Source organism: Stenotrophomonas sp. KH_052, from assembly GCF_057838755.1.
In genome coordinates this window covers 602,700-625,448 of record NZ_CM174475.1, presented here as the reverse complement: position 1 = coordinate 625,448, position 22,749 = coordinate 602,700, and the positions used below count along the sequence as shown (strand labels likewise).

The following is a 22,749-nucleotide window of genomic DNA, read 5'->3' as shown; positions in this document are numbered from 1 at the left end:
GCGGACGTGGGTTACCGCAAACCTCCGCCGGGCATGGCCCGGCGCTACCGGAATCAGCCCGATTTGCGCCGGAACAGCAGTCCGGATATCGCCAGCATCACGATCGGCGGCAGCGCATAGGCAATGCGGTAATCGAACTTCAACGCGCCGGCCATGCGGCCGAAGAACAGCTGCAGCAACCAGAAGCCCAGCGCGAACAGGATGCCCAGGAACAGGCGCTTGCCCATGCCGCCGCTGCGCAGCGAGCCGAATGCGAACGGCACCGCCGCCAGGCACAGCGCCAGCACGTTCACCGGGTAGAACCAGCGGCTCCAGTACACATCCTCATAGTCGCGCGCATCCAGCCCATTGCGTTCGCGGTACTCGATGCTGGTACGCAGCTCGGCCACGCTGAGGTTGCGCGGCTTGGCGATACCGGTCGCCAGCGCGCCGGCATCCAGCTTGGAATTCCACGGCTCGCGCGCCACTTCCTCGCGCGTGGCCGAACGTTCGCCGAACGTATCCCGGCGCACACCGGTCAACACCCAGCCATCGTTGTCGTGCTCGGCGGTGGCCGCGTGGGTCAACGAGGCGATCTGTCCGTCCTCGGCGATGCGGTACAGGCGCACGTCGCGCAGGATCAACCGCGTGCCCTTGTCACCCACCAGCTGCTCTTCGCCACCGGCGGCGCTGAGGAAGGTGTCGCCCTCCCGCGCCCACAGCCCGGAGTAGCGTGCAGTGGAAATGTCCTGGCCCCATTTGGCGCTGGACTTCAGCGCATCGGCTCGATCCTGGCCCCAGGGTCCCAGCGTTTCGGCGCTGAGCACCATCACTGCGGTGAGCAGTGACAGCGCAATCGCCACCGACACGCTCAGGCGCTTGCGCGACAGCCCCAGCGCGCGCAGCGCGGTCAGTTCGGAGGTCGCCGCCAGCTGGCCCAGGCCCATCAGGGCGCCGATCACCGCAGCGGTGGGGAAGAAGGTGTAGGCCCGCCGCGGCACCGTGTACAGCACCCAGGCTGCGGCATGGCCCAGCGAGTAGCCGTTCTTGCCGATGTCCTTGAACTCGCCGGAGAAGGCCATCACCACGTCCAGGCCGACCAGCACCGTCCAGGTCAACAGCACCGTCGTGAATACCGACTGGCCCAGGTACAGATCGAAACGCATCGGGCGCAGCCTCATGCGTGGGCTCCCTTCGGCCGGCCCAGGCGGCCATCACGTGCATACATCCAGATCGCCAGCCCCAGCAACGGCAGGGTCAGCCACCACAGGCCGAGCGCGGCCGGAATCTTGCCGGTGGCGATCCAGCCACTGCCGATGAACATCAGGTTGGTGCCAACCATGTAGGCCAGCAGGGCCAGCATCATCCGTCCATAGCGCTGCTGGCGCGGAGAGCTGCGGCCCAGCGGCACGGTCAACAGGGCGAAGGCCAGTGCGATCAGCGGCGGGGCCAGCCGGCGATGCAGCTGTGCCTGTGCCTCGGGCCGGGCATCACCGAACAGCTTCGTGGTCGGCATCAGCTCCGGATCGTTCTCGGTACGGGTCTGCGCACCGTCGGGCAGGGCCACGTCGTTGCGCGCGAAGGTCGCCAGGCGGTAGTCCAGCCCACCCGCTACCGGGCCCTCCACCTGGTGCCCATCATCCAGCTCCAGGAAGCGCTGGCGGGCGCCTTCAAAGAACATCCGGCCCCCGGCGGCAGACACCACCTCGAGGCGGTCGTCCTTCTGCCGCTGCAGGAACACCCTGCCCAGCCGGGTGCCATCGGGCGAGATCGAGGACAGGTAGACCACGCCGCCATTGGGCAGCGGGGTGAACCGGCCCGGCTCCAGTCCGGCCATCAGCACGCTGCGGTTGGCCTCGATGATCATCTGCTCGGCCACCCGCCCGGCCCAGGGCCCCAGCCACAGTGAGCAGGCCCCCACCAGGGCCACGACCGGCAGCACCAGCATCAGCAGCGGCCGCAGCAGGCGCTTGGGGCCCACGCCAATGGCGGTGATCACCGCCATTTCCGAGTCCCGGTACAGGCGGGCGACCGCCAGCAGCAGGCCCAGCATCAGCGCCAGCGGCAGGATCAGCGGCAGGTAGGCGATGAACTGCAGGCCCAGCTGAGAGAACAGCAGCTTGGCCGGCAGGCGCCCATCGGCGATGTTGCCGAGGATGTCCACCAGCACGCCGCCCACGCTGACCACCAGCAGGACGATCAGGGTAGCCAGGAAACTCTGGACGAAATCGCCCAGCAGGTATCGGTCGAGCTTCAACATGGGGCGGTGGTTTAAACTCTGGGGTTCGTTCGCGGTGCCGCCCAGTCTACTGTCTGGGCGTAAACGGTCCGCGATTGTACGGACTTGCCAATGGAATCTGCTCAATGGCTCTCGAATTCACCCTGAACCACCTCGCCGCGGCTTCGGCCGCCGTTGATTGCCTGGTCGTCGGCGCCTATGCCGACCATACCCTGACTGCGGCCGCGCAGGCACTGGATGCCGCCAGCGGTGGCCGCCTGGCCGCCCTGGCCCAGCGTGGCGACCTGTCCGGCAAGACCGGCGCGACCACCCTGCTGCACGACCTGCCGGGCGTGACCGCCCCGCGCGTACTGGTGGTCGGCCTGGGCGAAGCGGCCCGTTTCGGCGTGCCGCAGTACCTGAAGGCGGTCGGCGATGCCGTACGCGCGCTGAAGGCCGGCGCTGTCCGCAGCGCACTGTTCACCCTGTCCGAAGTGGCAGTGAAGGACCGCGATGCGGCCTGGGCGATCCGCCAGGCGGTGATCGCCGCCGATCACGCCGCCTACCGCTACACCGCTACCCTGGGCAAGAAGAAGGCCGACGACGCCGGCCTGGCCCAGCTGGCCATCGCCGGTGACGACGCGCAGGCCCTGGCCCAGGGCCAGGCCATCGCCGCCGGTGTCGAGTTCGCCCGCGAGCTGGGCAACCTGCCGCCGAACTACTGCACCCCGGCCTACCTGGCCGAGGTCGGCGTGAAGTTCGCCGGCGAGCACGACGGTGCCGAAGCCGAGATCCTCGACGAGCACCAGATGGAAGCGCTGGGCATGGGCTCGCTGCTCGCCGTGGCCCGTGGCTCGGCCAACCGCCCGCGCCTGGTCGTGCTGAAGTGGAACAATGGCGGCGATGCCAAGCCGTACGTGCTGGTCGGCAAGGGCATCACCTTCGATACCGGTGGCGTCAACCTGAAGACCCAGGGCGGCATCGAAGAGATGAAGTACGACATGTGCGGTGGCGCCAACGTCATCGGCACCTTCGTCGCTGCGGTCAAGGCCAAGCTGCCGCTGAACCTGGTGGTGGTGGTGCCGGCGGTCGAAAACGCCATCGACGGCAACGCCTATCGTCCGTCCGACGTGATCACCTCGATGTCGGGCAAGACCATCGAAGTGGGCAACACCGACGCCGAAGGCCGCCTGATCCTGTGCGACGCCCTGACCTACGCGCAGCGCTTCGAGCCGGCCGCGCTGGTCGACGTCGCCACCCTGACCGGTGCCTGCATGGTCGCCCTCGGCCACCAGACCGCCGGCCTGATGAGCAAGCACGACGACCTGGCCAATGAGCTGCTGGCCGCCGGCGAGCAGGTGTTCGACCGCGCCTGGCGCCTGCCGCTGTGGGACGAATACCAGCCGATGCTGGATTCGACCTTCGCCGACGTCTACAACATCGGCGGCCGCTGGGCCGGTGCGATCACCGCCGGCTGCTTCCTGTCGCGCTTCGCCGAAGGCCAGCGCTGGGCCCACCTGGACATCGCCGGTGTGGCCAGCGATGAAGGCAAGCGTGGCATGGCCACCGGCCGCCCGGTCGGCCTGCTGAGCCAGTGGCTGCTGGACCAGGCCGCCCGCGCCTGATGCCGTACCCGACCCTGGCCGGCGCCCGCCGGCCAGGGCCTCGCCCGGCAGCGCCGGGCCCCTGCCTGACCCGGATCCTGCCATGCCCCGCGCCGACTTCTACCTGATCGCCAAGCCCCGCTTCCTGACCGAGCCGCTGCGCCTGGTCTGCGAGCTGGCGCGCAAGGCCAACGACGCCGGGTTGTTCACCCTGGTGCTGGCCCGCGACCAGGCCCAGGCCGAGGAGCTGGACGAACTGCTGTGGGCGTTCGACAACGATGCCTACATCCCGCACCAGATCGCCGGCGAAGACATGGACGAGGAAGAGGCCCTGGTGCTGATCGCCGTGCCCGGCACTGAAGCGCCGGCCCGCCCGCTGGTGATCAACCTGCGCGACGAACCCTGGCTGGGACAGTGCGAGCGCGTGCTGGAAGTGGTCCCGGCCGACCCGGAAGCGCGCGAACCGCTGCGCGAGCGCTGGCGCCAGTACAAGGCCGCCGGTTACGACCTGAACAAGCACGACATGTAAGTCCAGCGAGGACCCCTTGATGCGCCTGCTGATCGCCCTGATTCTTCCCTGGCTGTCCTTTTTCACCATCGGCCGGCCGTTTGCCGGCATCGTCTGCCTGATCCTGCAGATCACCCTGATCGGCTGGCTGCCCGCCGCGATCTGGGCCGCCTACGCGGTCAGCCAGTACCACACCGACCAGAAGATCCGGCGCGCCCTCGGGCCGCGCTGATCTCCCTTCCGCCTTGATTACCGGTTGCCCCGCATGACCCAACTCGCCTCCAGCTACGACCCGAAGTCCTTCGAGACCGACCTCTACGAGGCCTGGGAGAAGGCCGGCCACTTCAAGCCGTCCGGCACGGGCGAGCCGTACACCATCCTGCTGCCGCCGCCGAACGTGACCGGCACCCTGCACATGGGCCATGCCTTCCAGCAGACCCTGATGGATGCACTGGTGCGCTACCACCGCATGCGCGGCTACGACACGCTGTGGCAGGTGGGTACCGACCACGCCGGCATCGCCACCGAAATGGTGGTCAGCCGCAACCTGGCGCTGGAAGGCAAGGGCGAGACCCGCGATTCGCTGGGTCGCGAGGGCTTCATCGGCAAGGTCTGGGAGTGGAAGCAGCAGTCCGGTGACATCATCGAACGCCAGATGCGCCGCCTCGGTACCTCGGCCGACTGGTCGCGCAGCACCTTCACCATGGATCCGCAGCCTTCGGCGGCGGTGAACGAAGCCTTCGTGCGCTGGTACGAGCAGGGCCTGATCTACCGCGGCCAGCGCCTGGTCAACTGGGATCCGGTGCTGAAGACCGCCATCTCCGACCTGGAAGTGGAGAGCGCCGAGGAAGACGGCTTCCTGTGGTCGATCGCCTACACGCTGGATGACGGCCTGAGCTACGAGCACGTCGAGCGCGATGCCGACGGCGTGGAAACCCTGCGCGAAACCCGCGACTACCTGGTGGTGGCCACTACCCGTCCGGAAACCCTGCTGGGCGATACCGCGGTGATGGTGCATCCGGAAGACGCCCGCTATGCGCACCTGATCGGCAAGAGCGTGGTGCTGCCGCTGACCGGCCGCCGCGTGCCGGTGATCGCCGATGATTACGTGGACCGCGCCTTCGGCACTGGCGTGGTCAAGGTCACCCCGGCCCACGATTTCAACGACTACGAAGTGGGCGTGCGCCACAGCCTGCCGATGATCAACCTGTTCACTCCGGTGGCAGCGCTGAACGAGAACGCGCCGGAGCGCTTCCAGGGCCTGGACCGCTACGCCGCGCGCAAGGCCGTGCTGGCCGAGCTGGAAGACCTGGGCATCCTGGTCGAGACCAAGGCGCACAAGCTGCAGGTGCCGCGTGGCGACCGTACCGGCCAGGTGATCGAGCCGTACCTGACCGACCAGTGGTTCGTGAAGATGGACGACCTGGCCAAGCGTGGCCTGGAACTGGTCGAGGACGGAAGCATTTCCTTCGTGCCGCCGAACTGGATCAACACCTACCGCCACTGGATGAACAACATCCAGGACTGGTGCATCAGCCGCCAGCTGTGGTGGGGCCACCGCATTCCGGCGTGGTTCGACGAAGCCACCGGCAGCTGCTACGTCGGTCGCAGCGAAGAGGAAGTGCGCGCAAAGCACAGCCTGGGCAGCGACGTGGTGCTGAACCAGGAAAGCGACGTGCTGGAGACCTGGTTCTCCTCGCAGCTGTGGCCGTTCTCCACCCTGGGCTGGCCGAACGAGCAGGCCATGGCCGAGCGTGGCTTCGACCGTTACCTGCCTTCGTCGGTGCTGATCACCGGCTTCGACATCATCTTCTTCTGGGTGGCGCGCATGATCATGGCCACCGACAACCTGGTCGGGAAGATCCCGTTCAAGGACGTCTACTTCACCGGCCTGATCCGCGACGGCCAGGGCCAGAAGATGTCCAAGAGCAAGGGCAACGTGCTCGACCCGCTGGACATCATCGACGGCATCAGCATCGACGACCTGGTTGCCAAGCGCACCGGCGGCCTGATGCAGCCGAAGATGGTGGAGAAGATCGAGAAGGCCACCCGCAAGGAATTCCCGGACGGCATCGCCGCCCACGGTGCCGATGCGCTGCGCTTCACCATCGCCGCGCTGGCTACCCACGGCCGCGACATCAAGTTCGACATGAACCGCGCCGAGGGCTACAAGAACTTCTGCAACAAACTGTGGAACGCCAGCCGCTTCACCCTGATGAACACCGAGGGTGCAGCGTTCACCGGCATGCCGACCCCGCGTACCGATGCCGAGCGCTGGATCCTTTCGCGCCTTGCGGCCGTGTCCAGCGAGGCCCAGGGCCATTACGCCAACTACCGCTTCGACCTGCTGGCGCAGTGCCTGTACGAGTTTGCCTGGAACGAGTTCTGCGACTGGTTCCTGGAACTGAGCAAGCCGGCGCTGAACGGTGCCGATGCCGCCGACGCCGAAAGCACCCGCCACACCCTGCTGTACGTGCTGGAAGCGCTGCTGCGCCTGCTGCACCCGCTCACGCCGTTCATCACCGAACAGCTGTGGCAGCAGCTGGCCCCGCGACTGGGCCTGGCCGAAACCACGCTGTCGCTGCGCCCGTACCCGACCGCCGCCGAGTTCGAAGGCGATTTCGCCCAGGCCGAGGCCGACGTGGAATGGCTGAAGGCGGTGATCAGTGCGGTGCGTCGCGTGCGCAGCGAACTGAACGTCGCCCCGTCCAAGCAGGTGCCGCTGCGCCTGCAGGCCGGCCTGGAGCAGGACCGCGTGCGCATCGAACGCTTCAGCGCCTCGCTGTCGTTCCTGCTCAAGCTGGACAGCATCCAGTGGCTGGCCGAAGGCGAAAGCGCACCGCCGGCCGCCGCCGCGATCGTCGGTGAGCTGAAGCTGCTGGTGCCGCTGGAAGGCCTGGTCGATCTCGATGCCGAGCGCGTGCGCCTGGACAAGGAAATCGCCCGCGTCGAAGCCGAAAAGGAAAAGAGCGAGACCAAGCTGGCCAAGTTCACCGACAAGGTGCCGCCGGCCGTGGTCGAGCAGGAACGCGTGCGCCTGGTCGACTGGAACACCCAGCTGGCCGGCCTGCGCGAGCAGCGCGCGAAGCTGTAAGCGCCGGGAAGCGCCGGGTACTGCCCGGCGTTTCCTTTTGTAGAGTCGAGCCCCGCTCGACTCATGACAGCAGTCGAGCATGGCTCGACTCTACATTTCGCGCGCATGGCATCATCGCTGGATGCCTCTTTCCATCTTCCTGCTGGTTCTCGCCGCTGCAGCCCTGCACGCCAGCTGGAACGCGATCGTCAAGCGCGGGCCGGACAAGTTCCTCGGCACCGTGCTGATCACCGGCAGCGCCGCGTTGCTGTCCGCCGCTGCCCTGCCCTTCCTGCCCTTCCCCGCCGCGCACAGCTGGCCATGGCTGGCCGCTTCGGTGCTGCTGCAGGTGACCTATTACGGGCTGGTCGCACGTTGTTACCAGCAGGTCGACATGAGCCTGGCCTACCCGCTGATGCGTGGCAGCGCGCCGATCCTGGTCGCGTTGGCGGGCACCCTGCTGGGCGAGCAGCTGCCGCCTGCAGCGTGGCTGGGCGTGGTGCTGGTCAGCACCGGTATCCTGTGCATGGCACTGGGTGCGCGTGGCGGCCAGCTGCGCCTGCCGCTGCTGACCGCGGCGATGATCGCCACCTACACCCTGGTCGATGCGCAGGGCGCGCGCCAGTCCGGCAGCGCACTCAGCTACACGCTGTGGCTGTTCCTGCTGTCAGGCATTCCGCTACCACTGTGGGCGTTGTACACCCGCGGCGGCGCGGTGCTGGACTATGCGCGGCAGCATTGGCCGCTGGGGCTGGCCGGCGGCGCCGGCACCACCGCCTCTTACGCGATGGCGCTATGGGCAATGACCCAGGCACCGGTGGCGATGGTCTCCGCGTTGCGCGAATCGTCGATCCTGTTCGCGTTGCTGATCTCGGTGTTCCTGCTGCGCGAACGGATTCCGCGCGCGCGCTGGCTGGCGGCGGCGTTGATCGTGGGCGGCGTGTTGGCGTTGCGGTTGGCGTGAGCAAGACGTGCCAACCAAGGTTGGCAGCTACCGGTAGTGCCGGCCGCTGGCCGGCAACCCTTCTTCGTTACAGCGGCGGCATCGCCTGCAGGTCGCCGTGGACCAGTTCGATCGCCATCACCACCGCGTCCTCGCGGCCCTGTGCCGCCGGGTAGTAGCGCGGGCGACGGCCGATCTCGTTGAAGCCTTCGCTGTGATACAGCGCCAGTGCCGGTGTATTCGAAGGCCGCACTTCCAGGAACACACGCTGCGCGCCACGGTCGCCGGCCAGTTGCACCAGTGCGCGCAGCAACTGGCGACCCAGGCCACGCGACTGCGTCAACGGATCGATGCAGATGTTGAGGACATGTGCCTCGTCGGCGGCGATGCTGAGCATGCCGTAGCCGATCAGCTCGCCGTCACGCTCCATGGCCAGGCCGGGGTAACCGGCACGCAGGCAATCCACGAAGATGCCGCGGGTCCACGGAAACGGATAACCGCGCACCTCGATCGCCATCACCACCGTGAGGTCGCTCTCGCGCAGCGCGCGCAGGCTGACCGGACCGGGCTGCCGGACCGCACTCACGGCATGCCCCGCTTGCGCAGGGCGCGCAGCTGCGGCCACAGCGCGCGTTTGGCGGCCGGATCGTGACGCAGCTGGTCCAGCGGCCAACTCTCCATCAGGGTCTGTGTGGCCGGGTCGTTGGGATTGCAGCCGGACGCGCGCAACAACGCGATCTGCAGGCGATCCGGCAGGCGCACGACCGGCTGCCGCGCATTGCCGCTGGGCAGCGGCCGGGCCGGTGCAGGCGCCGTATCCGGTGCGCTGACCGGCGTCTCGCGGCGCGGCGGAGCCGGGCGTTCCGCACGGGGCGCGGGGACGGCTTCGGCGGGGTGCTCGCGCGCGATTGGGCTGCTCGCCCGCGCCGGTTCCGCCGGCTGTGCGGCCTCGGCTTCGGCCACGCTCAACTGCAGCGCGGCGTCCAGTTCGGCGGCCAGTTGGCCGTCGTGATAGACGGTGTAGCCCATGGCCTGCAGCCAGGCCTGCTGGGCCGATGACCACAGCACGGGCAGGTCCTGGCTCACGCGGCCTCGGGCTTCTTGCGCAGGCGCTGCACCGCCCACATCACCGGGCCGGACAGCGCGTACAGGATGCCGACCGCAAACAGCACGCGCGGCAGATCGATCACCGCGATGGCGATGGCGACCGGCACCAGTGCCAACACCAGGAATGGCACCCGGTCCGAACGACCGCCCTTGGCGGCACCGCCCTTGAAGCTCCAGAAGCGGATGCGGCTGACCATCAGCAGTGCGGAGACAATCGTCACCGCCAGCGCCACATAGCGCAGCTGGTTGCCGTCCCAGCCCAGGTTGCCATCGGCGAAGGCCCAGACGAAGGACATCATCAGGCCGGCCGCAGCCGGGCTGGCCAGGCCGACGAACCAGCGCTTGTCGACCACCGCCACCTGGGTATTGAAGCGGGCCAGGCGCAGTGCAGCGCAGGCGGCATACAGGAAGGCCACGGCCCAGCCGACGCGCCCCAGCAGCGGGTCATCGAACTTCAGCCACGACAGCGACCAGTGGTACATCACCAGCGCCGGGGCCATGCCGAAGCTGACCAGGTCGGCCAGCGAGTCGTACTGCACGCCGAACTCGCTGCTGGTGCCGGTCAGGCGCGCCACGCGCCCGTCCAGGCCATCCATCACCGCCGCCACGAACACGGCGATGCTGGCATTGACGAAATCCCCGTTGGCCGCGGCGATGATCGCGTAGAAGCCAGCGAACAGGCCGGCGGTGGTGAACAGGTTGGGCAGCAGGTAAATCGTGCGCGAGCGCGGCGGCGGTGTGATCGGGTCCATGGAATCCAGTTTAATCGACTTGCCAGTGGTCGGCGGCAATGCTGCAATCGGCGTTCTACGCCCATTCCGTGGAGTTTGCCATGCGTGCCCTGTCCTGCCTTGGATGCCTGCTGCTGTTGGCCAGTGCCAACGCCGTGGCCGGCCCGGTCTATAAATGGAAGGACGCCAATGGCGTGACCCAGTATTCGGAGACCCCGCCGGCGGGCAAGAAGTTCGAGACCCGCGAGCAGGCCCGCAGCCCGCAGGCAGCGGCCAGCGCCGAGCCCCCCGCCGCGCCGGTGCCCGAGCAGTGCAGCACCGCCCGCGCCAACCTGGCCCTGCTGGACAGCACCGGCACCGTCATGCAGGACACCAACGGCGACGGCAAGGCCGATACCGCGTTGACCCAGGAGCAGCGCAGCGCGCAGAAGGGATTGGCTGAAGCCGCCATCAAGGCCTACTGCCCGGCGGAGTGAGGGTATCGGCAGGGCTTGCAGCCCTGCACCCGCAGAGGCAATAGCAAGGGCAACGTCAAAAGCGGGCATTCCGTGGAATGGCGGGGCGGTGTCGGATTGCGGGGACGCCGCAAGTACGTCCATGTAGGCTTGGCAGCCGCATCCATGCGGCTGACACCCCGCAATCCGACACCGCCCCACCCCCGACAGATTCCCGGTGGTCAGTAGATCCACGCCATGCGTGGATGAATCTCCATGGAAATCGAATAGTTCGAGAATTGATCGAACAGCAGACGAGCATGGCTCGGCCCTACAAAAGGGCGACAGATCGCAGAAAACTGTCGAAGGCGGGGTGGGTCCGGTTGCGGGGGCGTGAGCGCCATGGATGGCGCGACCGAGCCTACAGGGACGTATTTACGGCGTCCCCCGCAACCGGGCCCACCCCGCCATCTCCCAGGAAACCCGTTTTTGCTGTTGCCGTTGCAGTTGACGTTGCTTGAGACGGGTGCAGGGCGCAGCCCTGCCGATACCCCTCCCCCCGGCCGGGCTGGCAGAATAGGCGTCTCTGCCGTTATCCGAAGCCGCCGATGCGCCTCTCCCAGTTCCACCTGCACACCACCAAGGAAACCCCCAGCGACGCCGAGCTCACCAGCCACCGGCTGATGCTGCGCGCGGGCATGATCCGCAAGCTGGCATCGGGCCTGTACACCTGGTCGCCGCTGGGCCTGCGCGTGCTGCGCAAGGTTGAACGCATCGTCCGCGAGGAAATGGATCGTGCCGGTGCCGTGGAATTCCAGATCCCGACCATCCAGCCGAAGGAACTGTGGGAGCAGACCGGGCGCTGGCAGAAGTTCGGCCCGCAGCTGCTGAAGATCAAGGACCGCAAGGACCAGACCTTCTGCTACAGCCCGACCGCCGAGGAAGCCGCCTGCGACTTCGCGCGCAGCGAGCTGTCCAGCTACAAGCAGCTGCCGGTCAACTTCTACCAGATCCAGACCAAATTCCGCGACGAGATCCGCCCGCGCTTCGGCGTGATGCGTTCGCGCGAATTCCTGATGAAGGACGCCTACTCGTTCCACCTGCACGATGAGTGCCTCGTGCGCGAGTACGAGAACATGAAGTCGGCCTACAGCCGCATCTTCACCCGCCTCGGCCTGGATTTCCGCATGGTGCAGGCGGACTCCGGTGCGATCGGTGGCGACGCCTCGCAGGAATTCCACGTGATCGCCGATTCCGGCGAAGATGCGCTGGTGTTCTCCACCGGCTCGGACTACGCGGCCAACATGGAAGCGGCGATTGCCGCCGATCCGGCACCGCGTGCGGCCGCCAGCGAAGCCATGCGCAAGGTCGATACCCCCACCCAGAAGACCTGCGAGGATGTCGCGGCCCTGCTCGGCATCAACCTGCAGCGCACGGTGAAGTCGGTGGCGCTGATCGCCGGCGAAGGCAAGGCACAGCAGTTCGTGCTGGTACTGGTGCGCGGTGACCACGAGGTCAACGAGATCAAGCTGGCAAAGGTTGCCGGCCTGGATGAACAGCGCTTCGCCAGTGAGGCGGAAATCGCCGAGCACCTGGGCAGCGTGCCGGGCTTCCTCGGCCCGATTGCGCCGGCCAAGGCCATCCGTGTGGTGGCTGATCGTGAAGTGGCGGCGATGTCCGACTTCGTCGTCGGCGCCAACGAAGCCGGTTTCCACCTGGCCGGCGTCAACTGGGGCCGCGATCTGGCGGAACCGGAAGTGGCCGACATCCGCAACGTGCGTGCCGGTGACCGCGCGCTGGACGGTGGTGAACTGAAGATCGCCCGTGGCATCGAAGTCGGTCACGTGTTCCAGCTCGGCCGTACGTACGCCCGAGCGCTTGATGCCACCGTGCTGGACGAGAATGGCAAGGCCGCGGTGATGGCGATGGGCTGCTATGGCATCGGCATCTCGCGCGTGGTGGCTGCCGCGATCGAACAGAACCATGACGATGCCGGCATCATCTGGCCGGACGCGATGGCGCCGTGGCAGGTGGTGGTGTGCGTGATCAACCCGAAGGGGGACGCCGCCGTGGCCGACGCCGCCACCAACCTGCTGCAGGAACTGCGCGATGCGGGCCTGGACGCGGCGCTCGATGACCGTGGCCTGCGCCCGGGCGCGATGTTCGCCGACATGGAACTGATCGGCATCCCGCACCGCGTGGTGGTGAGCGAACGTGGCCTGGCCGCCGGTACCTACGAGTACCGCTCGCGCCGCGCCAGCGAAGCGGAAAGCCTGGACAAGGCCACCCTGCTGCAGCGCCTGCAGGGTTGATCAAGAAAAGACCGGGGCATGCCCCGGTCTTTTTTTGCGTTGTGTTCATATGATCGATATTGCAGCGGACATAATCCGGTCAAAATCGACGCAATGCAGCCGGCATGCCGCCAAGCCCTGTCCTGCCTGCATTTGTGCTCTGATTAATTCATCACTATTCTGTCCGCCGACGCCATGGACTGGCTCGTCCCGTCCACACATTAGTTTCCGGAGTAACCGTAAATGAGCATTGACCTGACCGGCCTGTCGGCACGCGAGCTGGGCGCCCTGATCCGCACCGCCAAGAAGCAGCAGACCATCGTCGCCAAGCGCCGGCCGATCACCAAGGTCCGGGCCCAGCTGATCAAGCTGGCCAAGACCGAGGGTTACACCATCGAGGAACTGTTCGGCGATGCCCCGGCCCCGCGCGCGCGCAAAGTGGCCAAGGCCGCCAAGGCACCGTCGAAGACCGCCGGCCGCAAGCTGGGCAAGGTTGCCCCGAAGTACCGCAACCCGGCCAATCCGAAGGAAACCTGGACCGGTCGCGGCAAGCAGCCGCGCTGGATGGCCGAACTGACCGCCAAGGGCAACAAGAAGCCGGAAGATTTCCTGATCAAGAAGGCCTGAGTCCGGATCGGGATGCAATGAAAAACGCCGGCGAAAGCCGGCGTTTTTTTTGAGGTAGCGCCGGGCCATGCCCGGCGAGCGCAGCGGTTGGTTCCCCGATCCGCCGGGCATGGCCCGGCGCTACCGCCTGATCACAGCGTCTTGCGGGCCGGCATCAACAGGTTGCCGAACAGCAGGCCAGCGACCAGCGCCATCACCACGTTCAGCACGGTCAGGAACACGCTCTGGCCGGCGCCTACGTCCTGTTGCTGGACCAGGGTCAGCACGCCACGCAGGCTGGTGCTGCCGGGCACCATCATGATGATGCCGGGCAGGCGGATGATCGCGCCCGGGCGCCCGACCAGGCGGCCGAACAGGTTGCCACCGGCGGTCAGCAGCATCGCCGACAGGAAGATGCCGGCCGGCGCACCCCAGGCATGGCCGCCGAACTTGGAGATCGCATAGCCGGCCACCGAGGCGGCGATCACCCACGGATAGTCGCGACGGTTGGCCTTGAACAGCATCGCGAAAGCGAAGGCCGCGGTCAGCAGCGAACCCCACTCGACCCACGGCCCCTGCGGGCGCGTCGCACGGATCACCGGATCCAGGCCGAGCACGTCGGCGAGGGTCACCGCGATCATCGCGCCGACGCTGAGCTTCATGATGGTGGTCAACGCACCGGCGAAGCGCGCGGTACCCGACACCCAGTGCTGGCTGGCCAGCTCGTTGACCGCGTTGGTCAGCGACATGCCCGGCAGCAGCACCACCAGCGAGGCGATGATCACCGTATTGAGGTTGAGCGCGCCGACGAAGGACGCCACCAGCGTGGCGACCAGGCCGGCCAGCAGCGCAGCCAGTGCCTCGGCTGCCTCGCGGGTGGCCGGGCGGCGATCGGTGACCATGCCGAGCAGGCCGATCATCAGGCCGATGACACCGGCGGTGGCGATGTCCAGCCACGGCAGCTTCCACATGCCGGCCACGCCGGCCGCACCGAGAGTGAACGAAAGGATGGTGCGCAGCTTGCCGCGGCGGCCCGGATCCTTGTCCAGCTGGCGCAGCGCGGTGTGGCCCTGGGCGATGCTCATCCGCCCGTTGGCCACTTCCTCGGCGATATGGTCGGCGACGCTGAGCTTGTGCAGATCGTTTTCACCGGGCGCCAGGCGGATCACGCGGGTGATGTCACTGGAGCCGATCGCCTGCGCCGGGTCGCTGAAGCTGAGAATGATACCGGTGGGATTCGACCACGGTTCACAATCCAGATCGAGCTGGCGGGCCAGTGCCACCACCGCCGTTTCCAGGCGCTGAGCCGTTGTGCCATAGCTGTGCAGGCGTCCGGCGATCTCGGAAACAAAGGCCACGCGCTGTGCGTAGGTGGCCTGGGGCGTGGGGATCGTGTGAGCGTCTGCGGACATGCGCCGTAGTATTACCTAGGCTGGGGCTTACCGGAGAAATTCATCCGAGTTCGACGCGAAGCCCGATACAGAACGGTTATGCTGCGACCCGAATGGCCCAAGTGACCCCGAACCACGCCCCCCAGCTCGAACAGGATGCCCATGACCCGGGCCTGATCCGCCTGTCCGGCACCTGGACCCTGAAGACCGCGCTGACCGCGGCCGAAGTCCTGCGCGACGTTCCCGACACGTTGACCGGCATCGATGCCACCGGCATCGAGAAGATGGATTCGGCCGGCGTGCTGCAGGTGCTGCGCGTGGCCCATCGCGCCGACCTCGGCGAGGACGCGCTGCAGTTCCGTCCGGATCACCAGGCGCTGGTGTGCACCATCGAGGAAGTGGCCGACGACCGGCCCAAGCCCAAGCGCGATTTCGGCGTGCTGGCCGCGCTGGAACGGCTGGGTGTCAGCGTCCATGCCACCGGCCACAACATCAAGGCGCTGTGCAGTTTCCTCGGCGAGAACCTGGTCAAGGCCGCGCGCCTGGTGAAGGAACCCCGCCGTTTCCGCCTGACCGCCACCGTGCACCAGATGGAGCAGGTCGGGCTGGATGCGGTACCGCTGGTGGCGCTGCTGTCCTATCTGGTCGGCGCGGTGATCGCCTTCCTCGGTTCGACCATCCTGCGCGATTTCGGCGCCGAGATTTACGTGGTCGAGCTGGTCAACATCGCCTTCCTGCGCGAGTTCGCCGTGCTGCTGACCGCGATCGTGCTGGCCGGCCGCACTGCCAGCGCGTTCACCGCGCAGATCGGTGCGATGAAGGCGCGCGAGGAAATCGATGCGATGCGCACACTGGGCCTGGACCCGATCGACCTGCTGGTACTGCCACGGCTGTTCGCGCTGCTGGTCACGCTGCCGCTGCTGACCTTCATCGCGATGGTCGCCGGCCTGGCCGGCGGCATCACGGTGGGCGCATTCGACCTGGATATTCCACCGCAGATGTATATCGCCCGCATGCACGACACGATGGAAGTGCGGCACATGCTGGTGGGCCTGTCCAAGGCGCCGGTGTTCGCGCTGGTGATCGGCCTGATCGGCTGCCTGGAAGGCCTGAAGGTCGAAGGCACGGCGCAGTCGGTCGGCGAGCGCACCACCTCCAGCGTGGTGCAGACGATCTCGCTGGTGATCATCATCGACGCCTTCGCGGCGTTGTGGTTCATGCACATGGACTGGTGACATGAGCACGCATCCGACACCCGAAGAAGTGCCCATGCGCGACGATGACGGCCACGACCTCGCCATCCGCGTGCGTGGCCTGGTCAATCGATTCGGCAGCCAGACCGTACACGAGGACCTGGACCTGGACGTGCGCCGCGGTGAGATCCTCGGCGTGGTGGGTGGTTCGGGCACCGGCAAATCGGTGCTGATGCGCTCGATCCTCGGCCTGCGCGTGCCCGATGCCGGGCAGATCGAAGTGCTCGGCCGCGATGCGCGCGTCGACGATGCCGAGAGCCGCCTGCACATCGAACGCAACACCGGCGTGCTGTTCCAGGACGGCGCGCTGTTCTCGTCGCTGACGGTGGGCGAGAACGTGCAGGTACCGCTGAAGGAGCACCACCGCGAACTGCCCGAGCGCTGGCACTACGAACTGGCGCTGCTGAAGGTGAAGCTTGCCGGCCTGCCCGCCGACGCGATCAACAAGCTGCCCTCGCAGCTGTCCGGTGGCATGCGCAAGCGTGCCGGCCTGGCCCGTGCATTGGCCCTGGACCCGCCGCTGCTGTTCCTGGATGAACCCACTGCTGGACTGGACCCGATCGGCGCGGCGGCCTTCGACCGCCTGATCAAGACCCTGCAGGAAGCACTGGGCCTGACCGTGTTCCTGATCACCCACGATCTGGACACCCTGTATGCGATCTGCGACCGGGTGGCGGTGATCGCCGACCGCAAGGTGGTGGCCAATGCGCCGCTGCCGGAGATCGAGAAACTGGACCATCCGTGGATCCAGGAGTATTTCCACGGACCGCGCGCGCGTGCCGCCCGCGGCGAACAGATCGAGAGTGCCTGAGCCATGGAAACCAAAGCCAACTACGTGCTGATCGGCGCGTTCACCCTGATCACCGGCCTGGCCCTGCTGGCCTTCGGCCTGTGGGCCGCCAAGTACTCCTCCGACCGCACCTGGCAGGAATACCGCGTGGTGTTCCGCGAGGCGGTCACCGGCCTGTCGGTCGGCAGCCCGGTGCAGTACAACGGCATCGCGGTCGGTTCGATCATCGAACTGAACCTGGTACCGGATGACCCGCGCCAGGTGGTCGCACGCATCCGTCTGAACTCGACCACGCCGGTGAAGACCGATACTCGTGCCAAGCTGGCGATCACCAGCCTGACCGGCCCGTCGATCATCCAGCTCAGTGGCGGCACGCCGCAGTCGCCGGCGCTGACCACGGTCAACAAGGACCCGGCACCGATCATCCCGACCACGCCGTCGGCACTGCAGAACATCACCGATGTGGCCAACCGCATCGTCGAGCGCATGGACCAGATCCTCAGCGACCGCAACGTGGCGTCCATCAACGCAACGCTGGCCAACCTGGAAACCATCAGCGGCGGCCTGGCCGACCGCGACCAGGGTACCCAGGCGCTGCTGCTCAGCGCTCGCGATGCCGCGCGCAGCCTCGACACCACGCTGAAGACTACCAACGGCACCATCGAGCGCCTGGACAAGAACCTGGTGCAGCAGCTGCCGGGCATCATCGACAAGCTCGACGGCACCCTGGTCAAGCTCGACTCGGCCGCCGGCAACGCCGATTCGATCCTTGGCGAGAACCGCGCCGCGATCAACAGCTTCGCCAACGACGGTCTCGGCCAGCTGGGCCCGACGCTGACCGAACTGCGCGGGCTGATCCGCGACCTGCGCCGGGTCAGCGACCGCCTCGAGAACAACCCCGCGCGCTACCTGCTTGGCCGCGACGCCCCGAAGGAGTTCGAACCCCAATGAGCCCGACCACCCTTCCGCGCCTGCTGCTGGCCACTTCGATGCTCGCCCTGCTGGGCGGCTGCTCCATCCTCGGCAGCAGCGAGAAAACCGCGGTGACGCTTTACTCGCCCTCGGTGCAGGTGAAGGCCGACCCGGCGTGGCCGCAGGCCAGCTGGCAGCTGGTGCTGGCCAAGCCCAGCGCCGCACGCATGGTCGACAGCCCGCGCATCAACGTGCGGCCGACGCCATCGCAGCTGGAGATCTACAAGGGGGCCAGCTGGGCGCAGCCGGCCACCGACATGATCGAAGACACCCTGCTGCGCGGCTTCGAGGATTCCGGCCGGATCCGTGGCGTGGCACGCAGCACCGCCGGCATCCGCGCCGACTACAAGCTGTCCACCGACGTGCGCCGCTTCGAATCGGACTACCAGGGCCAGGCGACGCCGACGGTGGTGATCGAGGTCAACGCCAAGCTGATCCACGTCGCCGACCAGCGCGTGGTCGCTGACCGTACCTTCCGCCAGTCGCAGCCGGTCGGCAGCACCGATGTGCCGGCGGTCACTGCCGCGTTCGAGCGTGGCCTGCAGCAGCTGGCGCAGGATGTGGTCGGTTGGACGCTGCAGAGCGGGCAGGCCGACCAACCGACCGTGACCCGCTGAACGCACCAGGGGTCGGATCCCTTTCCCCCTCGGGAAAGGGCTCTGACCCCACCTCACTGCCCCCAAATCCCTCAGCGCGGCGTAATCCAGCGGAAGGTCAGGTTGATGCGCTCACCCTGCACCCTCGCCATCTTCGGCAACGCGTGCTGGTAGAACCTCTGCGTCTGCCCCGCCATCACCAGCAGATCGCCATGGCCAAGCAGGAATTCGGCCTTCCGCGCCGGGTCATCGCGACGGCGCAGCAGGAAGCGCCGCGCTGCGCCCAGGCTCAGTGAGGCAATCACCGGCGACGGCCCCAGTTCGGGTTCGTCATCACTGTGCCAGCCCATGTAGTCGCCACCGCCGCGATAGCGGTTCAGCAGCACGCTGTTGAAGCGGCCGAGACCTTCGGTTTCCAGATGCTCACGTACGCCCTGTAGCGACAGCGGCCACGGATGCGGCACGAATTCAGCACCGGAATAGCGGTAACGGGCCTGCGGATCGCCTATCCAGCAGCTCAACCGCGGCGAATCCACCCAGTTGCCGAACATGCGGATGCGATGCACCTCCCAAGGCACTTCGGCCCGAAGCGCCAGCAGCAATGCATCGGCCTCGCCCGCCGGTAACCAACCGGGCAAGTGCTGGACTTCGGCATCGGGCAGGTCGTGGGGAAAGAGCATGCCAGCACAGTAGCATCGGGCAGATTTGCCGTTGCAACGGCGATTGCCGGAAAATGAGCTCAGTCCCGATGCTGGTCCCGAACAATGCGCACTGTCTTCCTTCCCAGGTTCCAGCAATGAGTGGCGCAGCGTCCGGCATCCGCCAGCTCAGCTTCTCCGTCCTGCGCGCGTTGTTCCGTGCCCTGCCGATGCCCGCGGCGCTGCGCGATCGCCTGCGCAACCAAGGCCTGGACCGCATCGGCAGCTGGAGCCCACCGCCGCCGCGCGGTCGTGTCGGCGCAGCAGCCGATGGTGCGCGTGCGCTGCTGCGTGCCGATGAACGGGCGATCGGTTACGCCGCCGCGGAAGACGCACCATTGCCGGCAGCACCGCCAGCCACGCTGGTGGCCTTCTATCTGCCGCAATTCCATCCATTCGAAGAGAACGATGCGTGGTGGGGCAAGGGCTTCACCGAGTGGCGCAATGTCAGCCGCGCCTTACCCCAGTTCGAGGGTCATGTACAACCGCGCCTGCCCGGCGACCTGGGCTTCTACGACCTTCGCGTTGGCGAGACGCTACGTGCGCAGGCGAAACTGGCGACAGACCACGGCATCGGTGCCTTCTGCTTCTACTTCTACTGGTTCAGTGGCCACACGCTGATGGAGCAGCCCCTGCGTCAATGGCTGGCCGACAGCACGATTGAACTGCCTTTCTGCCTGTGCTGGGCCAACGAGAACTGGACCCGGCGCTGGGATGGGCGAAACCAGGACGTGCTGATCGGCCAGCAGCACAGCGAGCAGGATGATCTGGCCTTCATCGCCCACATCGCCGAATACCTGCGGGACCGCCGGGCATTGAAGGTCGATGGACACCCCGTGCTGCTGCTGTATCGCCCGCAACTGCTGCCCGATCCCAAGGCCACGGCCGCGCGCTGGCGCGGCTGGTGCCGTGACAATGGCATCGGCGAGATCCATCTGGCCTATGTCCAGAGTTTCGAGCGCCCGGACCCACGCGATATCGGCTTCGATGCCGCCGTGGAGTTCCCGCCGAACATAGCCGCTCCACGTCAGCTGAACACGTCCCAGTTCCTGCTCAACCCCGGCTACGAAGGCGACGTGCGCGACTGGCGCGAGCTGGCGGCGCAGATGCGCACGGCACCGTTACCGGACTATCCGTTGTATCCGGGCGTAAATCCGGGTTGGGACAACGAGGCCCGCCGCCCCGGACGCGGACGCGTCCTGCTGCACGCGTCGCCGCGCGGCTATGCTGACTGGCTGCACGACACGGTGCACGGACGCCTGCGCGATATTCCGCCGGCCAGGCGCATGGTGTTCATCAACGCCTGGAACGAATGGGCGGAAAGTGCTGTGCTCGAGCCCGACGCCCGCCTCGGCCATGCCTGGCTGCAGGCCACCCGCCGCGCAATGACGCCCTCGCAGCCTGCACCATCGCGGCCGTGCGTCGTCATCCATGCCTGGCACTTGGACGCGCTGCCCGAGCTGTTGAGCGCGGTGAAGGACAGCGGGCTTCCGGCACGTCTTGTCATCACCACCACATCTGACCGGCAAGCACAGGTGCAGTCGATCACCGAGTCGCACGGACTGCCTGCCGAGATCTGGGCCTACGACAACCACGGCCGCGACATCCTGCCCTTCCTGCATGCCGCCGACCGGCTGCTGCAGCAGAACGAATCGCTGGTGCTGAAGCTGCATACCAAGCGCTCCACCCATCGCGACAACGGTGACCAGTGGCGGCGCGAGATGGTTGATGCGCTGCTGGGCCCGGCCCAGGCGGCGGCGAACCTGGCCCATCTCCAAGCCGATCCCCGCCTGGGGCTGATGGCTCCTGCCGGGCATCTGCTGAATGTGGCCGACTACATCGGTGGCAATGCACAGCGCATGGAGCGGCTGTGGGCACAGCTGGGGCTGGACGGTGCGCCCGGCGACGGTCAGTTCGCGTCCGGCAGCATGTTCTGGGTGCGCCTGCAGGCACTGCGCCCGCTGCTGGATGCGCACCTGCTGCCCAGCATGTTCGAGGTCGAAGCCGGCCAGATCGATGGCACCCTGGCCCATGCCATCGAGCGCGCGACCGGTGCCGTGGCCACGTGCGCCGGCTTCTCCGTGGGCGACACCTCCCAGGTGCACGGCGCCCCCCCACAACCAGCATCCGCGGGCTACCCATATGCCCGCGGGGGCTGAACCTCCGGCGTCACGCGCGAACGAACGCCACGCCAGTCTTTTCCTTCAGTTCGTCGTCGCTGACGCCCGGTGCCGCTTCCATCAGCAACAGGCCCTTGTCAGTCACGTCGAACACGGCCAGGTCGGTGATGATGCGATCGACCACGCCCACGCCGGTCAGCGGCAGCGTGCATTCGGCCAGGATCTTGTGTTCACCGTTTCTGGCGGTGTGCTCCATCAGCACCACCACGCGCTGCACACCGGCCACCAGATCCATCGCGCCGCCCATGCCCTTGACCATCTTGCCGGGCACCATCCAGTTGGCCAGGTCGCCCTTGTCGGTGACCTGCATGGCGCCGAGGATGGCCAGGTTGACGTGGCCACCGCGGATCATCGCGAAGCTGTCGTGGCTGCCGAAGTAGCTGGCACCGGCACGTGCGGTCACGGTCTGCTTGCCGGCGTTGATCAGGTCGGCATCGACTTCGGCATCGGTCGGGAACGGGCCGATACCGAGCAGGCCATTTTCCGACTGCAGCCACACGTCCACGCCTTCGGGAATGTGGTTGGCAACCAGGGTCGGCAGGCCGATGCCCAGGTTCACGTAGGCGCCATCAGTCAGTTCACGTGCGGCACGTGCCGCCATCTCATCGCGGGTCCACGCCATGTCAGTTGCCCTCCGCGCGGATGGTGCGCTGTTCGATACGCTTTTCGGGAGTGGGGTTGTGCACGATACGGTGCACGTAGATGCCCGGCAGGTGCACCTGGTCGGGATCGATCATGCCGACCGCCACCACCTCTTCCACTTCCACGATGCAGACCTTGCCGGCCATCGCGCAGGCCGGGTTGAAGTTGCGTGCGGTCTTGCGGAACACCAGATTGCCAGCCTCGTCGGCCTTCCACGCCTTGACCAGCGCCACGTCGGCACGCAGCGCGGTCTCCATCACGTAGTGCTTGCCGTCGAACTCGCGGGTTTCCTTGCCCTCGGCCACCACGGTGCCGTAGCCGGTGGCGGTGAAGAACGCCGGGATGCCCGCGCCACCGGCACGCAGCCGCTCGGCCAGGGTGCCCTGCGGATTGAATTCCAGCTCCAGCTCGCCGGCCAGGAACTGGCGCTCGAATTCCTTGTTCTCGCCCACGTAGGACGAAATCATCTTCTTGATCTGCCGGGTTTCCAGCAGCTGGCCCAGGCCGAAACCGTCGACGCCGGCATTGTTGGAGATCACGGTCAGGCCCTTGGCGCCACTGTCGCGCAGCGCGGCGATCAGGGCCTCGGGAATGCCACACAGGCCGAAGCCGCCCACGGCCAGCGTCTGGCCATCGGCGACCACCCCTTGCAGGGCCTCCGCCGCACTGGCGAAGCGCTTGCCGCGCTTGCCGGTGGAAGTCGATTGCTGCATTGCTGTACTACCCTGCACGT

Annotated in this window: 22 protein-coding genes; 13 read left to right on the top strand and 9 right to left on the bottom strand. The window is 67.1% G+C overall.

Annotation, left to right across the window (positions count from 1 at the left end):
• Positions 1–53: 53 nt before the first annotated feature.
• Positions 54–1,160, bottom strand: a complete 1,107-nt coding sequence (lptG, locus tag AC3ITW_RS02785; RefSeq protein WP_004142518.1) for an LPS export ABC transporter permease LptG — start codon at positions 1,158–1,160, stop codon at positions 54–56.
• Entirely contained in the window at positions 1,157–2,239 is a 1,083-nt protein-coding gene (lptF, locus tag AC3ITW_RS02780; RefSeq protein WP_012510006.1) for an LPS export ABC transporter permease LptF, read from the bottom strand. The genes lptG and lptF overlap by 4 nt, the downstream gene beginning before the upstream one ends.
• 104 nt (positions 2,240–2,343) lie before the next feature.
• On the opposite strand from lptF, the gene AC3ITW_RS02775 reads away from it, so the two are divergent.
• The 5 genes from AC3ITW_RS02775 (at position 2,344) to AC3ITW_RS02755 (ending at position 8,346) form a co-directional block, all read left to right on the top strand.
• Positions 2,344–3,822: a leucyl aminopeptidase gene (locus AC3ITW_RS02775; protein WP_004142473.1), complete on the top strand. Its 1,479-nt coding sequence runs from the start codon at positions 2,344–2,346 to the stop codon at positions 3,820–3,822.
• An 82-nt stretch (positions 3,823–3,904) separates the two neighbouring features.
• Complete coding sequence (locus AC3ITW_RS02770; protein ID WP_005415211.1) at positions 3,905–4,330, top strand: DNA polymerase III subunit chi; 426 nt, start codon at positions 3,905–3,907, stop codon at positions 4,328–4,330.
• 19 nt (positions 4,331–4,349) lie between these two features.
• The gene (locus AC3ITW_RS02765) at positions 4,350–4,541 is read left to right on the top strand and encodes a YqaE/Pmp3 family membrane protein (RefSeq protein WP_012510005.1); all 192 of its coding nucleotides are present in this window, start codon (positions 4,350–4,352) and stop codon (positions 4,539–4,541) included.
• A gap of 33 nt (positions 4,542–4,574) precedes the next feature.
• On the top strand, positions 4,575–7,403 hold the full coding sequence (locus AC3ITW_RS02760; protein WP_004142369.1) for a valine--tRNA ligase: 2,829 nt from the start codon (positions 4,575–4,577) through the stop codon (positions 7,401–7,403).
• Positions 7,404–7,524: 121 nt separating this feature from the next.
• Complete coding sequence (locus AC3ITW_RS02755) at positions 7,525–8,346, top strand: EamA family transporter (protein ID WP_032968532.1); 822 nt, start codon at positions 7,525–7,527, stop codon at positions 8,344–8,346.
• Between the two features lie 67 nt (positions 8,347–8,413).
• Here the strand turns inward: AC3ITW_RS02755 and rimI are convergent, their stop codons facing one another.
• Genes rimI through pssA form a run of 3 tightly spaced genes read right to left on the bottom strand, consistent with a single transcriptional unit; the run spans position 8,414 to position 10,184 of the window.
• The gene (gene rimI, locus AC3ITW_RS02750) at positions 8,414–8,911 is read right to left on the bottom strand and encodes a ribosomal protein S18-alanine N-acetyltransferase (RefSeq protein ID WP_004142288.1); all 498 of its coding nucleotides are present in this window, start codon (positions 8,909–8,911) and stop codon (positions 8,414–8,416) included.
• Complete coding sequence (locus tag AC3ITW_RS02745) at positions 8,908–9,411, bottom strand: hypothetical protein (RefSeq protein WP_004142287.1); 504 nt, start codon at positions 9,409–9,411, stop codon at positions 8,908–8,910. The genes rimI and AC3ITW_RS02745 overlap by 4 nt, the downstream gene beginning before the upstream one ends.
• On the bottom strand, positions 9,408–10,184 hold the full coding sequence (pssA, locus tag AC3ITW_RS02740; RefSeq protein ID WP_004142286.1) for a CDP-diacylglycerol--serine O-phosphatidyltransferase: 777 nt from the start codon (positions 10,182–10,184) through the stop codon (positions 9,408–9,410). The genes AC3ITW_RS02745 and pssA overlap by 4 nt, the downstream gene beginning before the upstream one ends.
• An 80-nt stretch (positions 10,185–10,264) precedes the next feature.
• On the opposite strand from pssA, the gene AC3ITW_RS02735 reads away from it, so the two are divergent.
• From AC3ITW_RS02735 to AC3ITW_RS02725, 3 genes are all read left to right on the top strand, one after another.
• Positions 10,265–10,639 (top strand): DUF4124 domain-containing protein, encoded by a 375-nt coding sequence (locus AC3ITW_RS02735; protein ID WP_485618602.1) that lies wholly within the window; start codon positions 10,265–10,267, stop codon positions 10,637–10,639.
• 566 nt (positions 10,640–11,205) lie between these two features.
• The gene (locus AC3ITW_RS02730; RefSeq protein WP_004142201.1) at positions 11,206–12,909 is read left to right on the top strand and encodes a proline--tRNA ligase; all 1,704 of its coding nucleotides are present in this window, start codon (positions 11,206–11,208) and stop codon (positions 12,907–12,909) included.
• A 222-nt stretch (positions 12,910–13,131) separates the two neighbouring features.
• Positions 13,132–13,515 carry an H-NS histone family protein gene (locus AC3ITW_RS02725; protein ID WP_004142140.1) on the top strand — a complete coding sequence of 128 codons (384 nt, stop codon included), beginning with the start codon at positions 13,132–13,134 and terminating at the stop codon, positions 13,513–13,515.
• Between the two features lie 131 nt (positions 13,516–13,646).
• Here the strand turns inward: AC3ITW_RS02725 and AC3ITW_RS02720 are convergent, their stop codons facing one another.
• Positions 13,647–14,906 carry a threonine/serine exporter family protein gene (locus AC3ITW_RS02720; RefSeq protein ID WP_004142069.1) on the bottom strand — a complete coding sequence of 420 codons (1,260 nt, stop codon included), beginning with the start codon at positions 14,904–14,906 and terminating at the stop codon, positions 13,647–13,649.
• Positions 14,907–14,998: 92 nt separating this feature from the next.
• Between AC3ITW_RS02720 and AC3ITW_RS02715 the strand changes: the two genes are divergently transcribed.
• Genes AC3ITW_RS02715 through AC3ITW_RS02700 form a run of 4 tightly spaced genes read left to right on the top strand, consistent with a single transcriptional unit; the run spans position 14,999 to position 18,517 of the window.
• A complete protein-coding gene (locus AC3ITW_RS02715) occupies positions 14,999–16,120 on the top strand; it encodes an MlaE family ABC transporter permease (protein WP_004142067.1) in 1,122 nt (373 codons plus the stop codon).
• Position 16,121: 1 nt separating this feature from the next.
• The gene (locus AC3ITW_RS02710) at positions 16,122–16,949 is read left to right on the top strand and encodes an ABC transporter ATP-binding protein (RefSeq protein WP_004142066.1); all 828 of its coding nucleotides are present in this window, start codon (positions 16,122–16,124) and stop codon (positions 16,947–16,949) included.
• Positions 16,950–16,952: 3 nt separating this feature from the next.
• Positions 16,953–17,879, top strand: a complete 927-nt coding sequence (locus AC3ITW_RS02705; protein WP_012509998.1) for an MlaD family protein — start codon at positions 16,953–16,955, stop codon at positions 17,877–17,879.
• Complete coding sequence (locus tag AC3ITW_RS02700) at positions 17,876–18,517, top strand: ABC-type transport auxiliary lipoprotein family protein (RefSeq protein ID WP_012509997.1); 642 nt, start codon at positions 17,876–17,878, stop codon at positions 18,515–18,517. Before AC3ITW_RS02705 ends, AC3ITW_RS02700 begins: the two co-directional genes overlap by 4 nt.
• 71 nt (positions 18,518–18,588) lie before the next feature.
• On the opposite strand, the gene AC3ITW_RS02695 is transcribed toward AC3ITW_RS02700, so the two are convergent.
• Positions 18,589–19,176: an alpha-ketoglutarate-dependent dioxygenase AlkB family protein gene (locus AC3ITW_RS02695; protein WP_004142019.1), complete on the bottom strand. Its 588-nt coding sequence runs from the start codon at positions 19,174–19,176 to the stop codon at positions 18,589–18,591.
• Positions 19,177–19,292: 116 nt separating this feature from the next.
• Between AC3ITW_RS02695 and AC3ITW_RS02690 the strand changes: the two genes are divergently transcribed.
• Complete coding sequence (locus AC3ITW_RS02690; RefSeq protein WP_004142016.1) at positions 19,293–21,353, top strand: glycoside hydrolase family 99-like domain-containing protein; 2,061 nt, start codon at positions 19,293–19,295, stop codon at positions 21,351–21,353.
• Between the two features lie 10 nt (positions 21,354–21,363).
• Here the strand turns inward: AC3ITW_RS02690 and AC3ITW_RS02685 are convergent, their stop codons facing one another.
• Positions 21,364–21,996: a CoA transferase subunit B gene (locus AC3ITW_RS02685; protein WP_004142014.1), complete on the bottom strand. Its 633-nt coding sequence runs from the start codon at positions 21,994–21,996 to the stop codon at positions 21,364–21,366.
• Between the two features lies 1 nt (position 21,997).
• Entirely contained in the window at positions 21,998–22,729 is a 732-nt protein-coding gene (locus AC3ITW_RS02680; RefSeq protein ID WP_004142008.1) for a CoA transferase subunit A, read from the bottom strand.
• Positions 22,730–22,749 lie beyond the last annotated feature (20 nt).